General features: G+C 71.7%; 21 protein-coding genes. 19 read left to right on the top strand and 2 right to left on the bottom strand.

Going from position 1 to position 16,791, the window contains the following annotated elements:
- Positions 1-8 precede the first annotated feature (8 nt).
- The 13 genes from ACZ4TR_RS16920 to ACZ4TR_RS16860 all read left to right on the top strand — a co-directional run bounded on the left by ACZ4TR_RS16920 (position 9) and on the right by ACZ4TR_RS16860 (position 9,900).
- Complete coding sequence (locus ACZ4TR_RS16920; RefSeq protein WP_465287879.1) at positions 9-1,355, top strand: hemolysin family protein; 1,347 nt, start codon at positions 9-11, stop codon at positions 1,353-1,355.
- The gene (locus ACZ4TR_RS16915; protein WP_465287878.1) at positions 1,348-1,686 is read left to right on the top strand and encodes a cytidine deaminase; all 339 of its coding nucleotides are present in this window, start codon (positions 1,348-1,350) and stop codon (positions 1,684-1,686) included. The genes ACZ4TR_RS16920 and ACZ4TR_RS16915 overlap by 8 nt, the downstream gene beginning before the upstream one ends.
- Positions 1,683-2,579, top strand: a complete 897-nt coding sequence (gene era, locus ACZ4TR_RS16910) for a GTPase Era (protein ID WP_364517417.1) — start codon at positions 1,683-1,685, stop codon at positions 2,577-2,579. The genes ACZ4TR_RS16915 and era overlap by 4 nt, the downstream gene beginning before the upstream one ends.
- 1 nt (position 2,580) lies before the next feature.
- The gene (locus ACZ4TR_RS16905; RefSeq protein WP_465287877.1) at positions 2,581-2,883 is read left to right on the top strand and encodes a CD225/dispanin family protein; all 303 of its coding nucleotides are present in this window, start codon (positions 2,581-2,583) and stop codon (positions 2,881-2,883) included.
- Positions 2,884-2,911: 28 nt separating this feature from the next.
- Positions 2,912-3,238, top strand: a complete 327-nt coding sequence (locus tag ACZ4TR_RS16900; protein ID WP_465287875.1) for a CD225/dispanin family protein — start codon at positions 2,912-2,914, stop codon at positions 3,236-3,238.
- The gene (locus ACZ4TR_RS16895) at positions 3,235-3,684 is read left to right on the top strand and encodes a DUF2752 domain-containing protein (protein ID WP_465287874.1); all 450 of its coding nucleotides are present in this window, start codon (positions 3,235-3,237) and stop codon (positions 3,682-3,684) included. The genes ACZ4TR_RS16900 and ACZ4TR_RS16895 overlap by 4 nt, the downstream gene beginning before the upstream one ends.
- A 185-nt stretch (positions 3,685-3,869) precedes the next feature.
- The gene (locus ACZ4TR_RS16890) at positions 3,870-4,934 is read left to right on the top strand and encodes an RDD family protein (RefSeq protein ID WP_465287873.1); all 1,065 of its coding nucleotides are present in this window, start codon (positions 3,870-3,872) and stop codon (positions 4,932-4,934) included.
- Positions 4,935-5,001: 67 nt separating this feature from the next.
- Positions 5,002-5,472 carry a CD225/dispanin family protein gene (locus tag ACZ4TR_RS16885; RefSeq protein ID WP_465287872.1) on the top strand — a complete coding sequence of 157 codons (471 nt, stop codon included), beginning with the start codon at positions 5,002-5,004 and terminating at the stop codon, positions 5,470-5,472.
- A 51-nt stretch (positions 5,473-5,523) separates the two neighbouring features.
- Complete coding sequence (gene recO, locus ACZ4TR_RS16880) at positions 5,524-6,330, top strand: DNA repair protein RecO (RefSeq protein ID WP_465287871.1); 807 nt, start codon at positions 5,524-5,526, stop codon at positions 6,328-6,330.
- A 59-nt stretch (positions 6,331-6,389) separates the two neighbouring features.
- Complete coding sequence (locus ACZ4TR_RS16875; protein ID WP_465287870.1) at positions 6,390-7,202, top strand: isoprenyl transferase; 813 nt, start codon at positions 6,390-6,392, stop codon at positions 7,200-7,202.
- The gene (locus ACZ4TR_RS16870; RefSeq protein ID WP_364517433.1) at positions 7,199-7,624 is read left to right on the top strand and encodes a YbjN domain-containing protein; all 426 of its coding nucleotides are present in this window, start codon (positions 7,199-7,201) and stop codon (positions 7,622-7,624) included. Before ACZ4TR_RS16875 ends, ACZ4TR_RS16870 begins: the two co-directional genes overlap by 4 nt.
- Before the next feature lie 124 nt (positions 7,625-7,748).
- Positions 7,749-8,744 (top strand): permease, encoded by a 996-nt coding sequence (locus tag ACZ4TR_RS16865; RefSeq protein WP_465288125.1) that lies wholly within the window; start codon positions 7,749-7,751, stop codon positions 8,742-8,744.
- Positions 8,745-9,177: 433 nt separating this feature from the next.
- Complete coding sequence (locus ACZ4TR_RS16860) at positions 9,178-9,900, top strand: TIGR03943 family putative permease subunit (RefSeq protein WP_465287869.1); 723 nt, start codon at positions 9,178-9,180, stop codon at positions 9,898-9,900.
- A 15-nt stretch (positions 9,901-9,915) separates the two neighbouring features.
- Here the strand turns inward: ACZ4TR_RS16860 and ACZ4TR_RS16855 are convergent, their stop codons facing one another.
- Both ACZ4TR_RS16855 and ACZ4TR_RS16850 read right to left on the bottom strand, forming a co-directional pair.
- On the bottom strand, positions 9,916-10,329 hold the full coding sequence (locus ACZ4TR_RS16855; protein ID WP_364517436.1) for a Fur family transcriptional regulator: 414 nt from the start codon (positions 10,327-10,329) through the stop codon (positions 9,916-9,918).
- Positions 10,329-10,694, bottom strand: coding sequence for an ArsR/SmtB family transcription factor (locus ACZ4TR_RS16850; protein ID WP_465287868.1), 366 nt, complete (start codon positions 10,692-10,694; stop codon positions 10,329-10,331). Before ACZ4TR_RS16850 ends, ACZ4TR_RS16855 begins: the two co-directional genes overlap by 1 nt.
- Before the next feature lie 276 nt (positions 10,695-10,970).
- Here ACZ4TR_RS16850 and ACZ4TR_RS16845 point away from each other — a divergent pair, with 276 nt between their 5' ends.
- The 6 genes from ACZ4TR_RS16845 to ACZ4TR_RS16820 all read left to right on the top strand — a co-directional run bounded on the left by ACZ4TR_RS16845 (position 10,971) and on the right by ACZ4TR_RS16820 (position 16,790).
- Complete coding sequence (locus ACZ4TR_RS16845) at positions 10,971-12,056, top strand: LPXTG cell wall anchor domain-containing protein (RefSeq protein ID WP_364517440.1); 1,086 nt, start codon at positions 10,971-10,973, stop codon at positions 12,054-12,056.
- Entirely contained in the window at positions 12,057-12,695 is a 639-nt protein-coding gene (locus ACZ4TR_RS16840) for a class F sortase (RefSeq protein WP_364517441.1), read from the top strand.
- Positions 12,696-12,848: 153 nt separating this feature from the next.
- Entirely contained in the window at positions 12,849-13,490 is a 642-nt protein-coding gene (locus ACZ4TR_RS16835; protein ID WP_465287867.1) for a class F sortase, read from the top strand.
- 83 nt (positions 13,491-13,573) lie between these two features.
- Positions 13,574-14,962 (top strand): glycine--tRNA ligase, encoded by a 1,389-nt coding sequence (locus ACZ4TR_RS16830; RefSeq protein WP_465287866.1) that lies wholly within the window; start codon positions 13,574-13,576, stop codon positions 14,960-14,962.
- Between the two features lie 158 nt (positions 14,963-15,120).
- Complete coding sequence (locus ACZ4TR_RS16825) at positions 15,121-16,053, top strand: ABC transporter ATP-binding protein (RefSeq protein ID WP_465287865.1); 933 nt, start codon at positions 15,121-15,123, stop codon at positions 16,051-16,053.
- Positions 16,050-16,790 carry an ABC transporter permease gene (locus ACZ4TR_RS16820; protein ID WP_465287864.1) on the top strand — a complete coding sequence of 247 codons (741 nt, stop codon included), beginning with the start codon at positions 16,050-16,052 and terminating at the stop codon, positions 16,788-16,790. Before ACZ4TR_RS16825 ends, ACZ4TR_RS16820 begins: the two co-directional genes overlap by 4 nt.
- The last annotated feature ends 1 nt before the right edge of the window (position 16,791 follow it).

Below are 16,791 nucleotides of genomic sequence, written 5' to 3'. Positions count from 1 at the left end.
CGCCGGCCATGGTCCAGCTCCTCTTCGCGATCGCGCTCGTGCTCCTCGCGGGCGTGTTCGCGGCGGCCGACGCCGCCATCAGCACCGTGTCGCAGGCCCGGGCCGACGGCCTCGCCCGCCTGGGCCTGCCCGGCGCCCGCCACCTCGCCGCGGTCGTCGCCGAACGCCGCCGGCACATCAACCTGCTCCTCCTGCTGCGCCTCGGCTGCGAGCTCACCGCCACCGTGCTCGTCACCGTCTTCGTCGGCACCCGCCTGGCGCCGCTCGGCCTCGCCGTGCTGGTCACAGCGGTCGTGATGATCGTCGTGAGCTACGTCCTCATCGGCGTCGGCCCCCGCACCCTCGGCCGCCAGCACCCCTACCGCATCGGCCGCTACGTCGCCGGGCCCGTCCGCGTCCTCGGCTCGGTCCTCGGCCCGCTGTCCCGGCTGCTCATCCTCATCGGTAACGCCATCACCCCCGGCCAGGGCTTCCGCGAGGGCCCGTTCACCTCCGAAGTCGAGCTGCGCGAGCTCGTCGACCTCGCCCAGGAACGCGGCGTCGTCGAGGACTCCGAGCGCGAGATGATCCACTCGGTGTTCGAGCTCGGCGACACCGTCGCCCGCGAGGTCATGGTGCCGCGCACCGAGATCGTCTGGATCGAGCGCACCAAGACCGTCCGCCAGGCATTGGCGCTGGCCCTGCGCACCGGCTTCACCCGGCTCCCGGTGATCGACGACTCCGTCGACGACATCGTCGGCGTCGTCAACATCAAGGACCTGATGTCGGCGTACATGGACCCGGACGGGTCGAGCACGGTCGTCGACACCCTGATGAACGAAGCCTCCTTCGTCCCCGACTCGAAACGGCTCGACGAGCTCCTCAAGGAAATGCAGCGCTCGCACCACCACATGGCGATCGCCGTCGACGAGTACGGCGGCACCGCCGGCCTGCTCACCATCGAGGACGTCCTCGAGGAGATCGTCGGCGAGATCACCGACGAGTCCGACGCCGACGAGCGCCCCGAGGTCGAGGAGCTCACCGACGGCGCCGTCCGCGTCTCCTCCCGGATGAGCGTCGACGACCTGGGCGAGCTCTTCGGCATCGACCTCGAAGACCACGACGTGGAGACCGTGGGCGGGCTGCTCGCGGAACGACTGGGTAGGGTCCCGCTACCGGGGGCCGAAGCCGAGGTCGCCGGCCTTCGGCTGTTCGCCGAAGGGGGCAAGGACCGGCGCGGCCGCATGCGCATCACCTCGGTGGTCGTGCACCCGGCCGACGCCGAGGCGATGACCGACCCGGCCGACCGCACCAGCCGGCGCCGCACCCGCCTGCCCCACCCCGACGAACGCGACAGGAGCGTCGAACATGCCTGACCTCGAGGCGGAGGACCAGAAGCTGGTCACCCTCGCCCGGTCCTCGCGCGCCCGCATCCAGGCCCCCGAAGGCGCCGCGGTCCGCGACACCGACGGCCGCACCTACGCCGCGGGCACGGTCGACCAGCCGTCGTTCAAGCTCACCGCGCTCCAGGCCGCGGTCGCCGCCGCGCTCTCCAGCGGCGCCGAAGGCATCGAAGCCGCCGCCGTCGTCACCGGCGAAGGCCTGCTCAAGGGCGCGTCCGTGCACGCCGTCCGCGACATCGCGAAATACGCGCCGATCATCCTCGCCGACCCCGACGGCGAAATCCTCGAGGTGCTGAAGCGATGACCGAACACCGCTCCGGCTTTGCCTGCTTCGTCGGCCGCCCCAACGCGGGCAAGTCGACGCTGACCAACGCCCTCGTCGGCACCAAGGTCGCGATCACCTCCAGCAAGCCGCAGACCACCCGCCACGCCATCCGCGGCATCGTGCACCGCGAGGACGCCCAGCTCGTCCTCATCGACACCCCCGGCCTGCACCGCCCCCGCACCCTGCTCGGCGAGCGGCTCAACGACATCGTGCACACCACGTGGTCCGAAGTGGACGTCGTGGGATTCTGCGTGCCGGCGAACGAAAAGATCGGCCCCGGCGACAAGTTCATCGCCGCCGAGCTGGCGAAGATCGCGAAGCGCACGCCGGTGATCGGCATCGTCACCAAGACCGACCTCGTCCAGCCCCAGCAGGTCGCCGAGCAGCTGCTCGCGCTGCAGGACGTCATGGACTTCGCCGAGCTGATCCCGGTGTCCGCGGTGGACGGCTTCCAGGTCGGCGCGCTCGCGGACCTGCTCGTCGGCAAGCTCCCCGAAGGCCCGCAGCTCTACCCGGGCGGCGAGCTCACCGACGAACCCGAGCAGACGCTGGTGGCCGAGCTGATCCGCGAGTCGGCGCTGGAGGGCGTCCGCGACGAGCTGCCGCACTCGATCGCCGTCACCGTCGAGGAGATGCTGCCGCGCGAAGGCCGGGACGACCTCATCGACGTGCACGCGTTCCTGTACGTGGAGCGGCCCAGCCAGAAGGGCATCATCCTCGGGCACAAGGGCGAGCGGCTGCGCGAGGTCGGCGCCACCGCCCGCAAGAACATCGAGGCGCTGCTCGGCTCCAAGGTCTACCTCGACCTGCACGTCAAGGTGGCCAAGGAGTGGCAGCGGGACCCCCGTCAGCTGCGCCGGCTCGGGTTCTGACGTGCCCGAGCAGCCGCGGCCGCCCGCCGACTACAACCCCGGCCCCCCGCCCGCGAACAACCTGGCCTGGGGCATCGTCGCCGCGATCATCTGCCTGCCCTTCGGCATCGTCTCGATCGTCCAGGCGGCCAAGGTGGAGAAGTTCTGGGCACAGGGCGACCCGGACGCCGCCCGCGGCGCGGCCGGTGCCGCGCGGCGCTGGGCGATCATCGGCGCCGTCGTCGGAGTGGTGTTCTGGGTCGCCCTGGTCGCCGGCGGTGTCCTGCTGCTGGGAACGCTGCTCGACGACGCCGCGTCCCACTGAGGCACGTCGGCAGCAGGAGGCGATCCCGGTGACCCACCCCTACCAGCAGTACCCGCCGCCCCACGGGTGGGTGCCGAACTACGGGCCGCCGCCGGACAACAACCTGGTCTGGGCGATCCTGTCGACGGTGATGTGCTGCCTGCCGTTGGGTATCGTCGCCATCGTGAAGGCGAGCCAGGTCAACTCCCTGTGGTTCCAGGGCTTCCACGCCGAAGCGCACCGGGCCGCCGACGAAGCGCGCAAGTGGGCGATGTGGTCGGCGATCTCCTTCGGCATCCTGATCGCCCTCTACCTGGTGTTCGTCCTGGTCATGTTCGCCCTCGTCGGCGTCTCCTTCTGGTCGCTGGTGCCATGACGACCGTCTACACGGGACACCCGGCCCGCGGTGCGAAGGCCACGCTGCGCGCCCTCGGCGCCCCGATGGCCGTCGTCGGCGGGCTCGGCGTCTGCTGCGCGGCCGTCCTGATCGGCGACCCGACCACCCCCGGCGGCTGGCTCCCCGTCTGCCCGACCAAGGCGCTGTTCGGCATCGACTGCCCCGGCTGCGGCGGCATGCGGATGGCGTACAGCCTGATGCACGGCGACCTCCCCGCGGCCCTGCACTACAACGCCGTGTCGCTCGTGTTCATCCTGCTCTTCGTCTGGAGCACGGTCGCCTGGACGGTCGGGCGGCTGCGTGGCCGCTGGGTGAACAGCTGGCTGCACTGGCGCTGGACCCCGCTGACCGTCGGCGTCGTGTTCGCCGTCTGGTTCGTCATCCGCAACCTCCCGTTCGCCCCGTTCACCGGCCTGCGCGTCTGATTTCGACGGACGGGAACCGCTTCGCCACGCACCGCGTCGGAGGCTCGTCCCGTTCACCCGGACAGTGGACGCCTGGGCGGCGCGGCCGCAGGTGAACCGAGTACGCTCCCGCGGACCAGTGCCGTACATTCGCACCGGTTCCGCACGAACCGTGCGGTGGAGTGACCAGCGAGGGGGATACCCAGATGACCGATCCCTACGGTCAGCAGCCGTTCGGGCAGCAGCCCGGCGGCCAGCAGCCGTTCGGACAGCCGCCGCCCGGTCAGGCGCCGCCTTATGGCCAGCAGGCGCCCTTCGGGCAGCCCGCGCCGTTCGGCCCGCCGGGAGCTCCCTTCGGTGCACCTCAGAACTACGCGAACTGGGGCCAGCGTGCCGGCGCGCTGATCATCGACCAGGCGCCGATCATCGTCGTCTACATCCTCGCGGCGATTCTGACCTTCAGCGGCGCACGCCCCATCGGCTTCGCCCTGTACGGCCTGGGCGGCCTGATCGGTCTCGGCTGGTCCATCTACAACCGGTGGATCCAGCAGGGCAACACCGGGCAGTCGCTGGGCAAGCGCATCCTCGGGATCAAGCTGGTATCGGAGCAGACCGGGCAGCCGGTCGGCGCCGGCACCGCGTTCCTTCGCGACCTCTGCCACATCGTCGACGGTCTCCCTTGCTACGTCGGCTACCTGTGGCCGCTCTGGGACGACAAGAGCCAGACCTTCGCGGACAAGATCGTCACCTCCGTGGTGGTGCTGGCCGACGCGACTCCCGGCCAGCCGCCGTTCGGCCGGCCCGGCGCCCAGCCGTTCGCCGGTGGCTACCCGCCGCCGGGGCAACAGCCCGGCCAGTTCGGCCAGCAGCCCGGCGGGTTCACCCAGCAGCCCCCGTCCGGCGGCTTCGACCAGCCCCAGTCCGGGGGCTTCGACCAGCCCCAGTCCGGGGGCTTCGGCCAGCCGCAGCCGGGAGGGTTCCCGCAGCAGCCGTCCTCCGGTGGTTTCCCGCAGCAGCCCCAGTCCGGTGGCTTCGCCCAGCCGCAGCCGGGCCAGCCGCTCGCCCCGCCGCCGGGCGGGTCGGCCTTCGACGAGGTCGAGCGCACCGAGATGCTCCGCCCGGACGCACCCGCCGGGGGCGGGTCCGCGTTCGACGAGCAGGCCGAGCGCACCCAGATGCTGCGGCCCGAGGCGCACGGCGAAGCCGGCGAGACGCAGAAGATCGACCCCGGGCAGTTCGGCCAGCCGCCGAACCAGCCGCCACACCACTGACACTTCTTTCCGCACCGCCACCGGGTACGACCCGGCGGACGTTCACGAGTAATTGGGGTACCAGTTCATGACCAATCCCTACGGCCAGCAGCAGCCGCCCTACGGCCAGCAGCCGCAGTCCGGCGGATTCCCGCAGCAGCAGCAGCCCGGCTACGGCCCGCCGTCGGGCGGGATGCCCGCGCCCTACGGCCAGCCCGCGCCGTACGGCCAGCCCCCGACCGGCGGCTTCGGCGCCCCCGGCTACGGCATGCCCGGCGGTGGCGGCGACATCAACGCCATCAAGGACTACAAGGGCTGGGCGATCGCCTCGCTCTTCCTGGGCGGGCTCATCCTCGGCATCTTCGCGATCATGAAGTCGAACGAGGTCGGCACGTACAAGATGCAGGGCAACTACATGATGGCGGAGCAGGCGTCGCGCACCACCAAGACGCTCTGCCTGATCTCCACCATCCTGGGCAGCATCGGCTGCGTCGTGGCGATCATCGCGATCATCGCCTCGGCCGTGGCCGTCAGCACCTGCTACGGCTACTACTGCTGATTACGCGGGGCGCTCCACCCCGGCGTCGCCCACAAGTGGGACGATGTCGGGGTGGTGAACCTCTACCGCGACACCGGGGTGGTGTTGCGCACGCACAAGCTGGGTGAGGCCGACCGGATCGTCACCCTGCTCACGCGCCGGCACGGCAAGGTCCGCGCCGTCGCGAAGGGCGTGCGGCGGACGTCTTCGCGGTTCGGGGCCCGGCTGGAGCCGTTCGGCCACGTCGACGTGCAGTTCTACACCGGCCGCACGCTCGACGTGATCACCCAGGTCGAGACCGTGGACGCGTTCGCGCTCCCGCTGGTCGCCGACTACCAGCGCTACACCGCGGCCAGCGCGATCGCCGAAACCGCGGACCGGCTCTCGGCCGAAGAGGGCGAACCGGTGCTCAAGCTCTACCTCCTCGTCTGCGGCGCACTGCGGTCCCTCGCCGCCGGGGAGCGTGACGCGTCCCTCGTGCTCGACGCGTTCTTCCTCCGCGCGATGTCCTACGCCGGCTGGGCGCCCGCGCTCACCGAGTGCGCCCGCTGCGGCCTGCCGGGCCCGCACGTCGCGTTCAGCGTCACGGCCGGTGGCTCGATGTGCCAGGACTGCCGCGTGCCCGGCTGCGTGCACCCCGCGCCCGAGGTCCTCGACCTGCTCACCGCCCTCCTGCACGGCGAATGGCCGCTGGCCGAGGCGACCCTGCCGGGCACCCGCCGCGACGCGAGCGGCCTGGTCGCGGCGCACCTGCAGTGGCATCTGGAGCGTCAGCTCCGGTCCCTTCCCCTGGTCGAGCGACGCGCCCGGGAGACCGTGGTGAGATCCGGGGCTTCGCCCCGGGCCGGGGGCTCCGCCACCCGGACCCCCGAAGGATAGGGGGTGCGCGGGCAGTAGGGTCGGGCCTGATCGGTTTCACCCATCCAGGGAGGCTCGCAGTGCTGCGCAGGGGACGCGAGAACAAGGCGTCGCGGTACGAGCTGCGGGCCCCGGATCCGCACCCGTCCGGCGCGGTCCCGCCGGAGATCCCGCGCGAGCTGGTCCCGAAGCACGTCGCGCTGGTCATGGACGGCAACGGCCGCTGGGCCAACCAGCGCGGCCTGCCGCGGATCGAAGGCCACAAGCGCGGGGAAGCGGTGATGATCGACGTCGCCGCCGGTGCGGTCGAGATCGGCGTCAAGTGGCTCTCGGTGTACGCGTTCTCGACGGAGAACTGGAAGCGCAGCCCCGAAGAGGTGCGGTTCCTGATGGGCTTCAACCGCGACACGATCCGCCGTCAGGTCGACTACCTCGGCTCGATCGGCGTGCGCATCCGCTGGGCCGGGCGGCGGCCGAAGCTGTGGGCGTCGGTGATCAAGGAGCTGCAGGCGGCCGAGGAGAAGACCAAGCACAACACGGCGCTGAACATGACGATGTGCGTCAACTACGGCGGCCGCGCCGAGCTGGGTGACGCGATGCAGCGGATCGCGCGGGACGTCGCGGACGGCCGGTTGGACCCCGCGAAGGTCACCGAGAAGACCATCGGCAAGTACCTGTACCAGCCGGACATGCCGGATGTGGACCTGTTCCTGCGGCCCTCGGGCGAGCAGCGGACGTCGAACTTCCTGCTGTGGCAGTCGGCCTACGCCGAGATGGTCTACCAGGACACGTTGTTCCCGGACTTCGACCGGACGCACCTGTGGCGCGCGTGCCTGGAGTTCGCGAAGCGGGATCGCCGTTTCGGTGGCGCTGTCGACCAGGCTTCGTCATGAGCGCGACCGAAGCGGCCGAGACCGCGGAGCTGCTGACGCAGGCGAAGGAGTCCCTCGAGCGCTACCTCGAGGTGCACGTCGACGACGACGGCGCGCTGACGTTCGCCCACGGCGACGTCCCGTGCGTCATCCAGGCGACCCGGCTCGGCGAGGGCCTCACCGTGCTGACGCTGACCTGCGTGGTCGGCTGGGACCTCCCGGACGGGCCGGAGCTGTCGATCGCCGTCGCCGAGCGGGCGGGCCAGGGGCTGTTCGGGACGCTGGGTGTCGGGCACTCGGACAACGGCGTGGACGTGACCCTGCGGTACGCGTTCCCGGCGGCGGGCCTCGACGTGGCGGCGCTCGGGACGTTGCTGATGCTGGTCGTGTCGACGGCGTCGCAGCTGCGGACCGATTTGCCGGGAATCGTGCCCGGCGAGTAACCCACCTGGGGTGTGTTCTCGCCGCGAACGGCGAATTCCGGCCGGAATCCGGCACTTTTCGACCGTTGGCGGCCGTGCGGCGCTCTCGCTGTCGGACCGTGCTGGCATCATCGCCGTCGTGAACATGGTTTCCGACTCGGCTCGGCGCACCCGCCGGTTCCGCATCAGCTCCGTCGAGGTGCTGTGCGCGATCCTGCTGGTCGCGATCCTCGCCCAGGGCTGGCTGCAGCAGGCGTTCGACGTGCCCGCGCTGCGCACGGGCTCGACCGTGTTCGTCGCGGTCTGCGTGCAGGCGCTGCCGTTCCTCGTGCTCGGCGTGCTGATCAGCGGGGCCATCGCGGCGTTCGTGCCGGCCCGGGTGCTGGAGAAGGTGCTGCCCCGGCGAGCCGGCGCGGCGGTCGGAGTCGCCGGTCTGGCCGGGGTCGCGCTGCCGGGCTGCGAGTGCGCGTCGGTGCCGGTAGCGCGCCGGCTGATGGGCCAGGGCGTGGCACCGGCGGCGGCGCTGACGTTCCTGCTGGCGGCACCGGCGGTGAACCCGGTGGTGCTGGTGGCGACGGCGGTGGCGTTCCCGGGCCGGCCGGAGATGGTGCTGGCGCGCTTCGCGGGTTCGCTGGCGACGGCGATGGTGATGGGCTGGCTGTGGGCCCGCTGGGGCAAGCTGGAGTGGATCACCGCCCGCGCGCTGCGGCGGCTGCCGGAGGTGGCGAGCGGCCAGAGGTGGCGGGTGTTCGCCGAGACGGCCCGCACGGACCTGGTCGAGGCGGGCGGCTTCCTCGTGCTGGGGGCGTTGATTTCGTCGGCGCTGAACGTGCTGGTGCCGGCCAGCTGGTTCGGGGCGCTGGGCGAGCAGCTGGTGCTGGGCATCGCGGTGATGGCGGTGCTGGCGGTGGTGCTGGCGCTGTGCAGCGAGGCGGACGCGTTCGTGGCGGCTTCGCTGACGGCGCTGCCGATGCTGCCGAAGCTGGTGTTCCTGGTGGTGGGCCCGGCGGTGGACGTGAAGCTGTTCGCGCTGCAGGCGGGAACGTTCGGCAAGTCGTTCGCGACCCGGTTCGCCCCGGCGACGTTCGTGGTGGCGGTGGCGTGCGCCGTGGTGGCCGGCCTGCTGGTGGGGGTGGCGTGATGATGACGGGTGTCCGGCCGGGCCGGAAGCCGTTGGTGGGCAAGGGGTTCGTGCTTGCCGGGTCGGTGTTGCGGTCCGGTTCCTTCCGGGGTCCGGGTGTGGGCCGGGAGTCTCTGTCGGACCGCGAGTTGTCGGCCGCCGCGCGGCGGTTGTGGTCTGGCGGCTCCCGGTGTTCGGGCGTCGGCCGGGAGTCTTCGGCTGACCACGAGTCGCCGGTCGGCGTGGGGCTCGGCGGGTTTGGCGGCCGCCGGGGTTCGGGCGTGGACCGGGAGTCTTTGGCGGGTCGCGACTTGGCGGCCGCCGCGCGGCTTGCCGGGTTCGGCGGCGGTCCGCGGTCGATGCCGGGGGCGGGTGCCGGCCGGGAACCGGGCGATTCGCCGCCCCTCTCACCGGCCCGCGTGGCCGGCCGCCCCTCGTCGACCTTGGAGGCGGCGTGAAACGCGAAACCCAGAACATCCTGCTGATCCTGCTCGGCGGCGCGCTGGTCAAGATCGCGGTCAACGGCGACTACCTGCGTTACGTCAAGCCGGCGCAGCAGCCGTGGGTCATCGCCGGCGGGGCGGTCATGGTGCTGCTCGGGGCCGTCGCCATCGTGCGCGATCTCCTGGCCGCGCGGGCGAAGGCCGCCGTCGAGCCGGACCACGGCCACTCCCACTCGGCGCGGCCCGCGTGGCTGCTGCTGGTGCCCGTGCTGGCGGTCTTCCTCGTCGCACCGCCCGCCCTGGGCGCGGACTCGGTGCTCCGCACCGAAGCGCGGGTCCCGGCGAGCGCGGCCGCCGCCAACGCCGCCGCGTTCCCGCCGTTGCCCACGGGGAACGTCGTGCCGCTGACGGTGAACGAGTTCGTCAGCCGGGCGGGCTGGGACGCGGCGGGCACCCTCGACAACCGCACGGTCTCCCTGACCGGCTTCATCGTGCACACCGGCGGCCGCACGCTGCTGGCCCGCCTGGTGATCAGCTGCTGCGCGGCGGACGCGTTCCCGGTGACGGTCCGCCTCCGCGGCGGCGAAGCCGACCACCTCGCGAGCGACGCGTGGATCCAGGTGACGGGCCAGGTCGTCCCCGGCACGGCCACGAAGGACAACAACTACACGCCGGACTTCACCTTGGCTTCGATGACGACGGTCCCGGCCCCGAAGGACCCGTACGAGTACTGAGCCGCGCTCGGGGGGTCAGTGCTCCGCGCAGGTTCCGGTGATCTCCACCGTGTGCGAGATCTCCGAAAAGCCGTGCTCGGCCGCGATCTTCTCCGCCCAGCGCTCCACCGCCGGCCCCTCGACCTCCACCGTGCGGCCGCACAGGCGGCACACCAGGTGATGGTGGTGGTGCGCGGAGCAGCGCCGGTAGATCGCCTCGCCCGAGTCGGTGCGCAGCACGTCGATCTCGCCCGCCTCCGACAGGGACTGCAGCGTGCGGTACACCGTCGTCAGGCCGATGCCGTCGCCGCGTTTGCGCAGCTCGTCGTGCAGTTCCTGGGCCGACCGGAAGTCGTCGACGGCGCTCAGCAGCTCGACGACCGCGGCCCGCTGGCGGGTGGATCGGCGCCCGGGCACCGGGGCCTGGCCGCGCGGGGCGACGGCGTTCATCACTTTCCTTCCTGCACGTGGGCGACGGCGTCGACGACGATGTGCGCCAGGTGGTCGTCGGCGAGCCGGTAGACGACCTCGCGGCCGCGGCGCTCGCCCTCGACCACCCCGGCGGTCTTCAGCACCCGCAGGTGCTGGCTGATCAGCGGCTGGGCGACGTCGAGGGCGTCGACCAGCTCGTGCACGCACCGGTCGGCCGCGCGCAGCTGCAGCACGATCGCGATCCGGACCGGCGCCGCCAGCGCGCGCAGCAGGTCACCGGCGTCGATCAGGACCGACGACGGCGGGTGTGCCGGTGCCCCGGCCGCCGCGGGTGCGCACTCCGCGAGGCCCGGCTGGGCGCCACCTCCGGTGACTGTCGCCATTCCCGCCTCCACGCTGCTCGTCATCGCCGCCGGCGACCATGAATTCCGTAGTCATTGCCGATAACGGCGCCACCCATCCTAGTGTTCCCCCGGGTAGCACCCGCCCCGTCATCGCGCTCTGCGGATTACGGCCGGTCGGACTGGCCCATTCGGGTGAGTTCGTGGGATATTGCCTCTTCGGCTTCGCATGTAGTGGCCGACGGTGCAAGGTTGTCGCGGAGCGTTTCGTCGCTTCTCGTACGCTGGCGACCCGCCCGGACAGAGCAGTGGGGAGACATGACCCGTTTCGCACTCAAGGCCGCCGCGCTGACGGCCGTCCTCTTCCCGCTGGTCGGCGCGGGGGTGGCCGGCGCGCAGAGCCAGGCCGTCGACGAGAAGACCGGGCCGGTCTCGTTCGCGAACATCGCGTCGGTCCGGATCGGCGGCGAAGGCCAGCACGGCGGTGCCCTGATCACCGAGACCCAGCGCTCCCCGCTGCTGCCCGGCCAGTCGAAGCTCGGCACGGATCGCGTCACGGTCCCCAAGGACGACGGCGAGCGCGCCACCTTCGGCGGGCACTACCAGATCGACCTCGGCCGCTACACCAACGGCAACCCCTACCCGGCGGGCGTCGCGAGCCGGGACCACAACGTCGTCGCCGCGCTGCAGGCGACCACCGTGCCGACCGCCGTCGCCGAAACCAGCTACGCGCTGCGTGACAACTGGCAGGGCGGCGAGAAGCCGGCCGACAACACCGTGCTCGTGCTCGAAGGCGCGAAGACGGCGGTGGACTGCACCGCGCCGTCGAAGCTGACCGGCACGTCGTCGGTGACCCGGTTGTGGGTGCGCCAGGACGGCGGGCTCGGCATCGTCCCGATGCCCGGTGGCACCGCCGGTCTCGAGCTGAAGAACCTGCGGCTCGGCCCGCCGGGCGACATCACGAACGCCAGCAAGGACACCACCCTCTCCGACCTCAGGCTGACCCGCGTCGGCGCGTTCGACCAGCTGATCCGCCAGGACGGCTGGCGGGGCGGCGACTACACCGCCGTCGCCGGTTGGCGCGTCGAAATCACCACCCACGTCAAGGACGCGGCGGGCGCCGCGCTGCAGGACGTCCAGACGAACATCGTGCTCGGCGGGGTCAGCTGCTCGGTGCCGAAGGGCTTCGTCGCGAAGGCCGCGGGCAGCACCGGCGGCGGCACGGGCGCGACGCAGGCCCCGGTGCCGACGCAGGTCCCGGCCGGGTACCTCGGCGCGGCCGCGCCCGACACGGGCGGGGACGGCTCGCGCATCCCGCTCGGCATCGGGCTGCTCTTCGGCGGGGTGTTCTTCGGGGCCGTCGCACTGCTGCTCGGCAGGCGGCGCAAGTCCGGGACGGACTAGGTGCTGCGCACCGGGCTGGCCGCCGTCTCGGCGGCGCTGGCCGTGGCCGCCTTCGCGGCCGGCGTCATCGTGCTGACCTGGCTGCCGCCGACGGTCACGCAGGCCGCCGCGCCACCGCCCGGCTCGCTGCCGGGGGAGAACGCGGCCCCGGCCGTGCTGCCCGCGGACAGCGAGTCCGCCGCGCAGCAGCGCCCGGGCACGGTCCGGCTGCCCGGCGGCGCCACCGCCCGCCTGGTCCGGACGGAGCTCACCGCCCGCGGCGTGCTCCCGATCCCGCGCGGCCTGGGCGACGCGGCCTGGTGGGGCGCGAAGCTGGGCGCGGACCAGGGAGCGGCGCTGCTGTCCGGGCACGTGAACTGGGAAGGGCAGCGGGGGCCGTTCGACGAGCTCTGGCGCATGCGCGAGGGCGACGAGGTGAGCGTGGTCGACGCGCGGGGCGGCCGCTGGGTCTACCGCGTCGACGGCCTGGTGACGCTTCCGAAGGAGACGCTGCCGGAGCAGGCGGCGAAGTGGTTCGGCCAGGACGGCCCGCACCGCCTGGTCCTGGTGACCTGCGGGGGCGACTACGTCGGCGGCACCGAGGGCTACGACGAGAACCGCCTGGTGACGGCCAAGCTGGTGACCCGCCCGACGGGCTGACGCGACGCCGCCCGAACCACCCGCTTTGCGCCGCAAAGCCGCACTTTCACGTGAAAGTGCGGAGCCGGTCGCGGCATGATCCGGTGCAACCTCCCGCGCCCGCCGGCGCATGTGTCTCTTCGCAACGGCACGACAGCGAAGGAGCACAGGCGCATGCAGGAGCAGAACCCGGCGGAGCGGAAGCAGGGCCCCGGCCGCTGGTGGATCGTCGGCGTGGCCGGCGCTTTCTTGGTCGCGGCGCTCGTCGCCACGTTGCTGATCTTCACCGGAAAGGATGAACCCGCCGGTGCGAACGGCGCACCCACGCCGGTGGCGGCCGCGGACCAGCCCGCGAAACAGGACACCGGCCAGGCGCCCGCGAAGCTGTCCCTGCCCGGGGGTGGCGCCGCGAAGCTCGTCCAGGAGGACCTCGACGACACCGGCGCCCTCAAGATCCCCGAAGGCCTCGACGAAGCCGCGTGGTGGGGCGCGAAGCTGGGCGCCGACCACGGCGTCGCCCTGCTGTCCGGGCACGTGAACTGGAAGGGCAAAAAGGGTCCCTTCACCGAGCTGTGGCAGGTCAAGCAGGGGCAGGACGTCAAGCTGACCGACGCCGCGGGCGGGGCCTGGGTCTACCGGGTCGACGCGACCGAGACGATCCACAAGTCCGAGCTGGCGGGGCGCTCGGAGCAGCTGTTCGACCCGGACGGCCCGCACAAGCTGCTCCTCGTCACCTGCGGCGGCGAGTACGTCGGCGGCAGCGAGGGCTACGAGGACAACCGGGTCGTGACGGCGTCGCTGGTGTCCCGGCCGTAGCCTGCGCGAAAAGCCCTGGGCCCCGGCGGATACCCTGGACGTTCTAGTCCGATAACCGTCCCCGCATGCTTCCGGAGCGTGGAGTGCCCACGAACACCATCGATACCGTAGTCAGCCTGTGCAAGCGCCGTGGTTTCGTCTTCCCCAGCGGAGAGATCTACGGCGGTACCCGCTCGGCGTGGGACTACGGGCCGCTCGGGGTCGAGCTCAAGGACAACATCAAGCGCCAGTGGTGGAAGACCGTGGTCCAGGGCCGTGACGACGTCGTCGGCCTCGACTCCTCGGTGATCCTGCCGCGCCAGGTGTGGGTGGCTTCGGGGCACGTCAACGTGTTCACCGACCCGCTGATCGAGTGCCTCTCGTGCCACAAGCGGTTCCGGGCCGACCAGCTCGCCGAGGAGTACGAGGCGCGTAGCGGCAAGGCGACCACCGAGGACGACCTGTCCGACGTGCCGTGCCCGAACTGCGGCACGCGCGGCGAGTACACCGCGCCGCGGGACTTCAACATGATGCTGAAGACCTACCTCGGCCCGGTGGAGTCCGAAGAAGGCCTGCACTACCTCCGCCCGGAGACCGCGCAGGGCATCTTCGTCAACTTCTCCAACGTCCAGACGACGTCGCGGATGAAGCCGCCGTTCGGCATCGGCCAGATCGGCAAGTCGTTCCGCAACGAGATCACGCCGGGCAACTTCATCTTCCGGACGCGCGAGTTCGAGCAGATGGAGATGGAGTTCTTCGTCGAGCCGGGCGAGGACGAGACCTGGCACCAGTACTGGATCGACGAGCGCACGAAGTGGTACACCGACCTCGGCATCAAGGCCGGCAACCTGCGGCACTTCGAGCACCCCAAGGAAAAGCTCTCGCACTACGCGAAGCGCACCGTCGACATCGAGTACCGCTTCGCGTTCAACGCGGGCCAGGAGTGGGGCGAGCTGGAAGGCATCGCCAACCGCACCGACTTCGACCTGACCACGCACTCGAACCACTCGGGGCAGGACCTGTCGTACTTCGACCCGACGTCGAAGCAGCGGTACCGCCCGTTCGTCATCGAGCCGGCGGCCGGTGTCGGCCGGTCGATGATGGCGTTCCTGATCGATGCGTACTACGAGGAAGAGGTGCCGAACGCCAAGGGCGGCACCGACAAGCGCGTGGTGCTGAAGCTCGACCCGCGGCTGGCGCCGTTCAAGGCCGCGGTGCTGCCGCTGTCGCGCAACGCCGACCTCACGCCGAAGGCGAAGGCCGTCGCCGAGCTGCTGCGCAAGCACTGGAACGTCGACTTCGACGACGCCGGCTCGATCGGCAAGCGCTACCGCCGGCACGAGGAGATCGGCACGCCGTACTGCGTGACGGTCGACTTCGACAGCCTCGAGGACGACGCCGTGACGGTCCGCGACCGCGACTCCATGGCCCAGGAGCGCGTCGCGATCGACAAGCTGGAGTCCTACCTGGCCGGCCGCCTGATCGGCTGCTGACCCGCTTCGAAGGTCCGTGAAGGCCGCCTCACCGGCTCAAGATGCCGGTAAGGCGGCCTTCACGGCTCTCCGGGCCCGGCGGACCCCTGACACCTGTCACGGCCAGGTCGTGACGCACGATCTGGGGACGTGGGCGGCCGGAGCGGCAGCCTGGGGGCATGCGAGAAACAGCACCCCAGGCGGTGGCGGCGGGGGCCGCGGTCCACCTCACCGGCCTGCGCAAGCACTACGGGGACGTGCACGCGGTCGACGGCGTCGACCTGACGATCGCCCCGGGCGAAGTGGTCGCCCTGCTCGGCCCCAACGGCGCCGGCAAGTCCACCACCGTCGACATGATCCTCGGCCTCACGAGCCCCGACACCGGCGACGTGCGCGTGTTCGGGCGCAAGCCGATCGACGCGGTCCGGGCCGGCCTGATCGGCGCGATGCTGCAGGGCGGCGCCCTGATGGACGACCTGACCGTCGGGGAGACCGTCGGCATGGTCGCGGCGCTGCACCGGAAGCCGATGCCGGTCGCCGAGGCCCTGCGCGCCGCCGGGATCGACGAACTGGCCGGCCGCCGTGCGAACAAGCTGTCCGGCGGCCAGAAGCAGCGCGTGCGGTTCGCCGTCGCGCTGGTCAGCAACCCCGACCTGCTGATCCTCGACGAGCCCACGGCCGCCATGGACGTCGGGACCCGGCGCGAGTTCTGGCAGTCGATGTACTCGTTCACCGAGTCCGGCCGCACGGTCCTGTTCGCCACGCACTACCTCGAAGAGGCCGAGGAGTTCGCCGACCGCGTCGTGCTGATGCGACGCGGCCGCGTCGTCGCCGACGGGAGCGTCGCCGAGGTCCGCGCGCTGGCCGGTGGCCGCACGCTGCGGGCCGCCGTCCCGGGCGCCACCGAAGCCGTCGTCGCGGCGCTGCCCGGCGTCAAGGAGTTCGAGCTGCGCGGCGACCGCGTCGCGATCTCCACCGGCGACTCCGACGCGACGCTGTGGGCGCTCAAGGCCGCGGTGCCCGCCGTGCACGACGTCGAGATCGGCGCCGTCGGCCTCGAAGGCGCCTTCCTCTCCCTGACCGCCGACGAGACCCCGGAGTCCGTGCGATGAACGCCGCCTACCTGCTCACCGAGATCCGCCGGAACTTCCGGGCGCCGCGGTTCCTGATCTTCGTCGTCGCGTTCCCCGTGCTGATGTTCCTGTTGCAGGCCAACGTCTTCACGAAGTCGGACGCACCGGACCACGCCGCGGTCGCCGCCGTGATCATGATCAACATGATGACGTTCGGGACGTTCGCCGCGGCGACGAACAGCGGGGCCCGGCTCGCCCTGGAACGCGCGCTCGGCTGGCAGCGGCAGCTGCGCCTGACCCCGCTGACCGGCACCGGCTACCTGGCGGGCAAGGGCATCTCCGGGATGCTCGTGGGGCTGCCGGCGCTGATCCTCGTGCCGCTGCTGGCCGTCGCGGTCGAGGGCGTGCACCTCGACGCCGCGGGCTGGGTGCGGATCTTCGCCGGCGTCTGGCTCGGCACGATCCCGCTGGTCCTGCTCGGGCTGCTGCTCGGCCAGTTCGGCACGCCCGATTCGATGCAGCCGGTCAACATGATCGTCACCCTCGGCATGGGTTTCCTCGGCGGCCTGTGGATCCCGATCGAGTCGATGCCGGGCTGGATGCACGACGTCGCGCAGATCATGCCGACGTACTGGGTGCTGCAGGTCGCGCGACCCGCCGTGACCAGCGACATGGTGGTCTCGCTGCCGACGGCCGCCGGCGTGCTCGGGGCGTGGACGGTCGTGCTCGGAGCCCTGGTGATCAGGCGTTACCGTAAGGACAGCGCCCGGGTCTGAA

This window comes from Amycolatopsis sp. NPDC028719 (assembly GCF_055565395.1).
The sequence above is the reverse complement of the archived record's forward strand: the minus strand, read 5'-3'. Positions and strand labels throughout refer to the sequence as shown.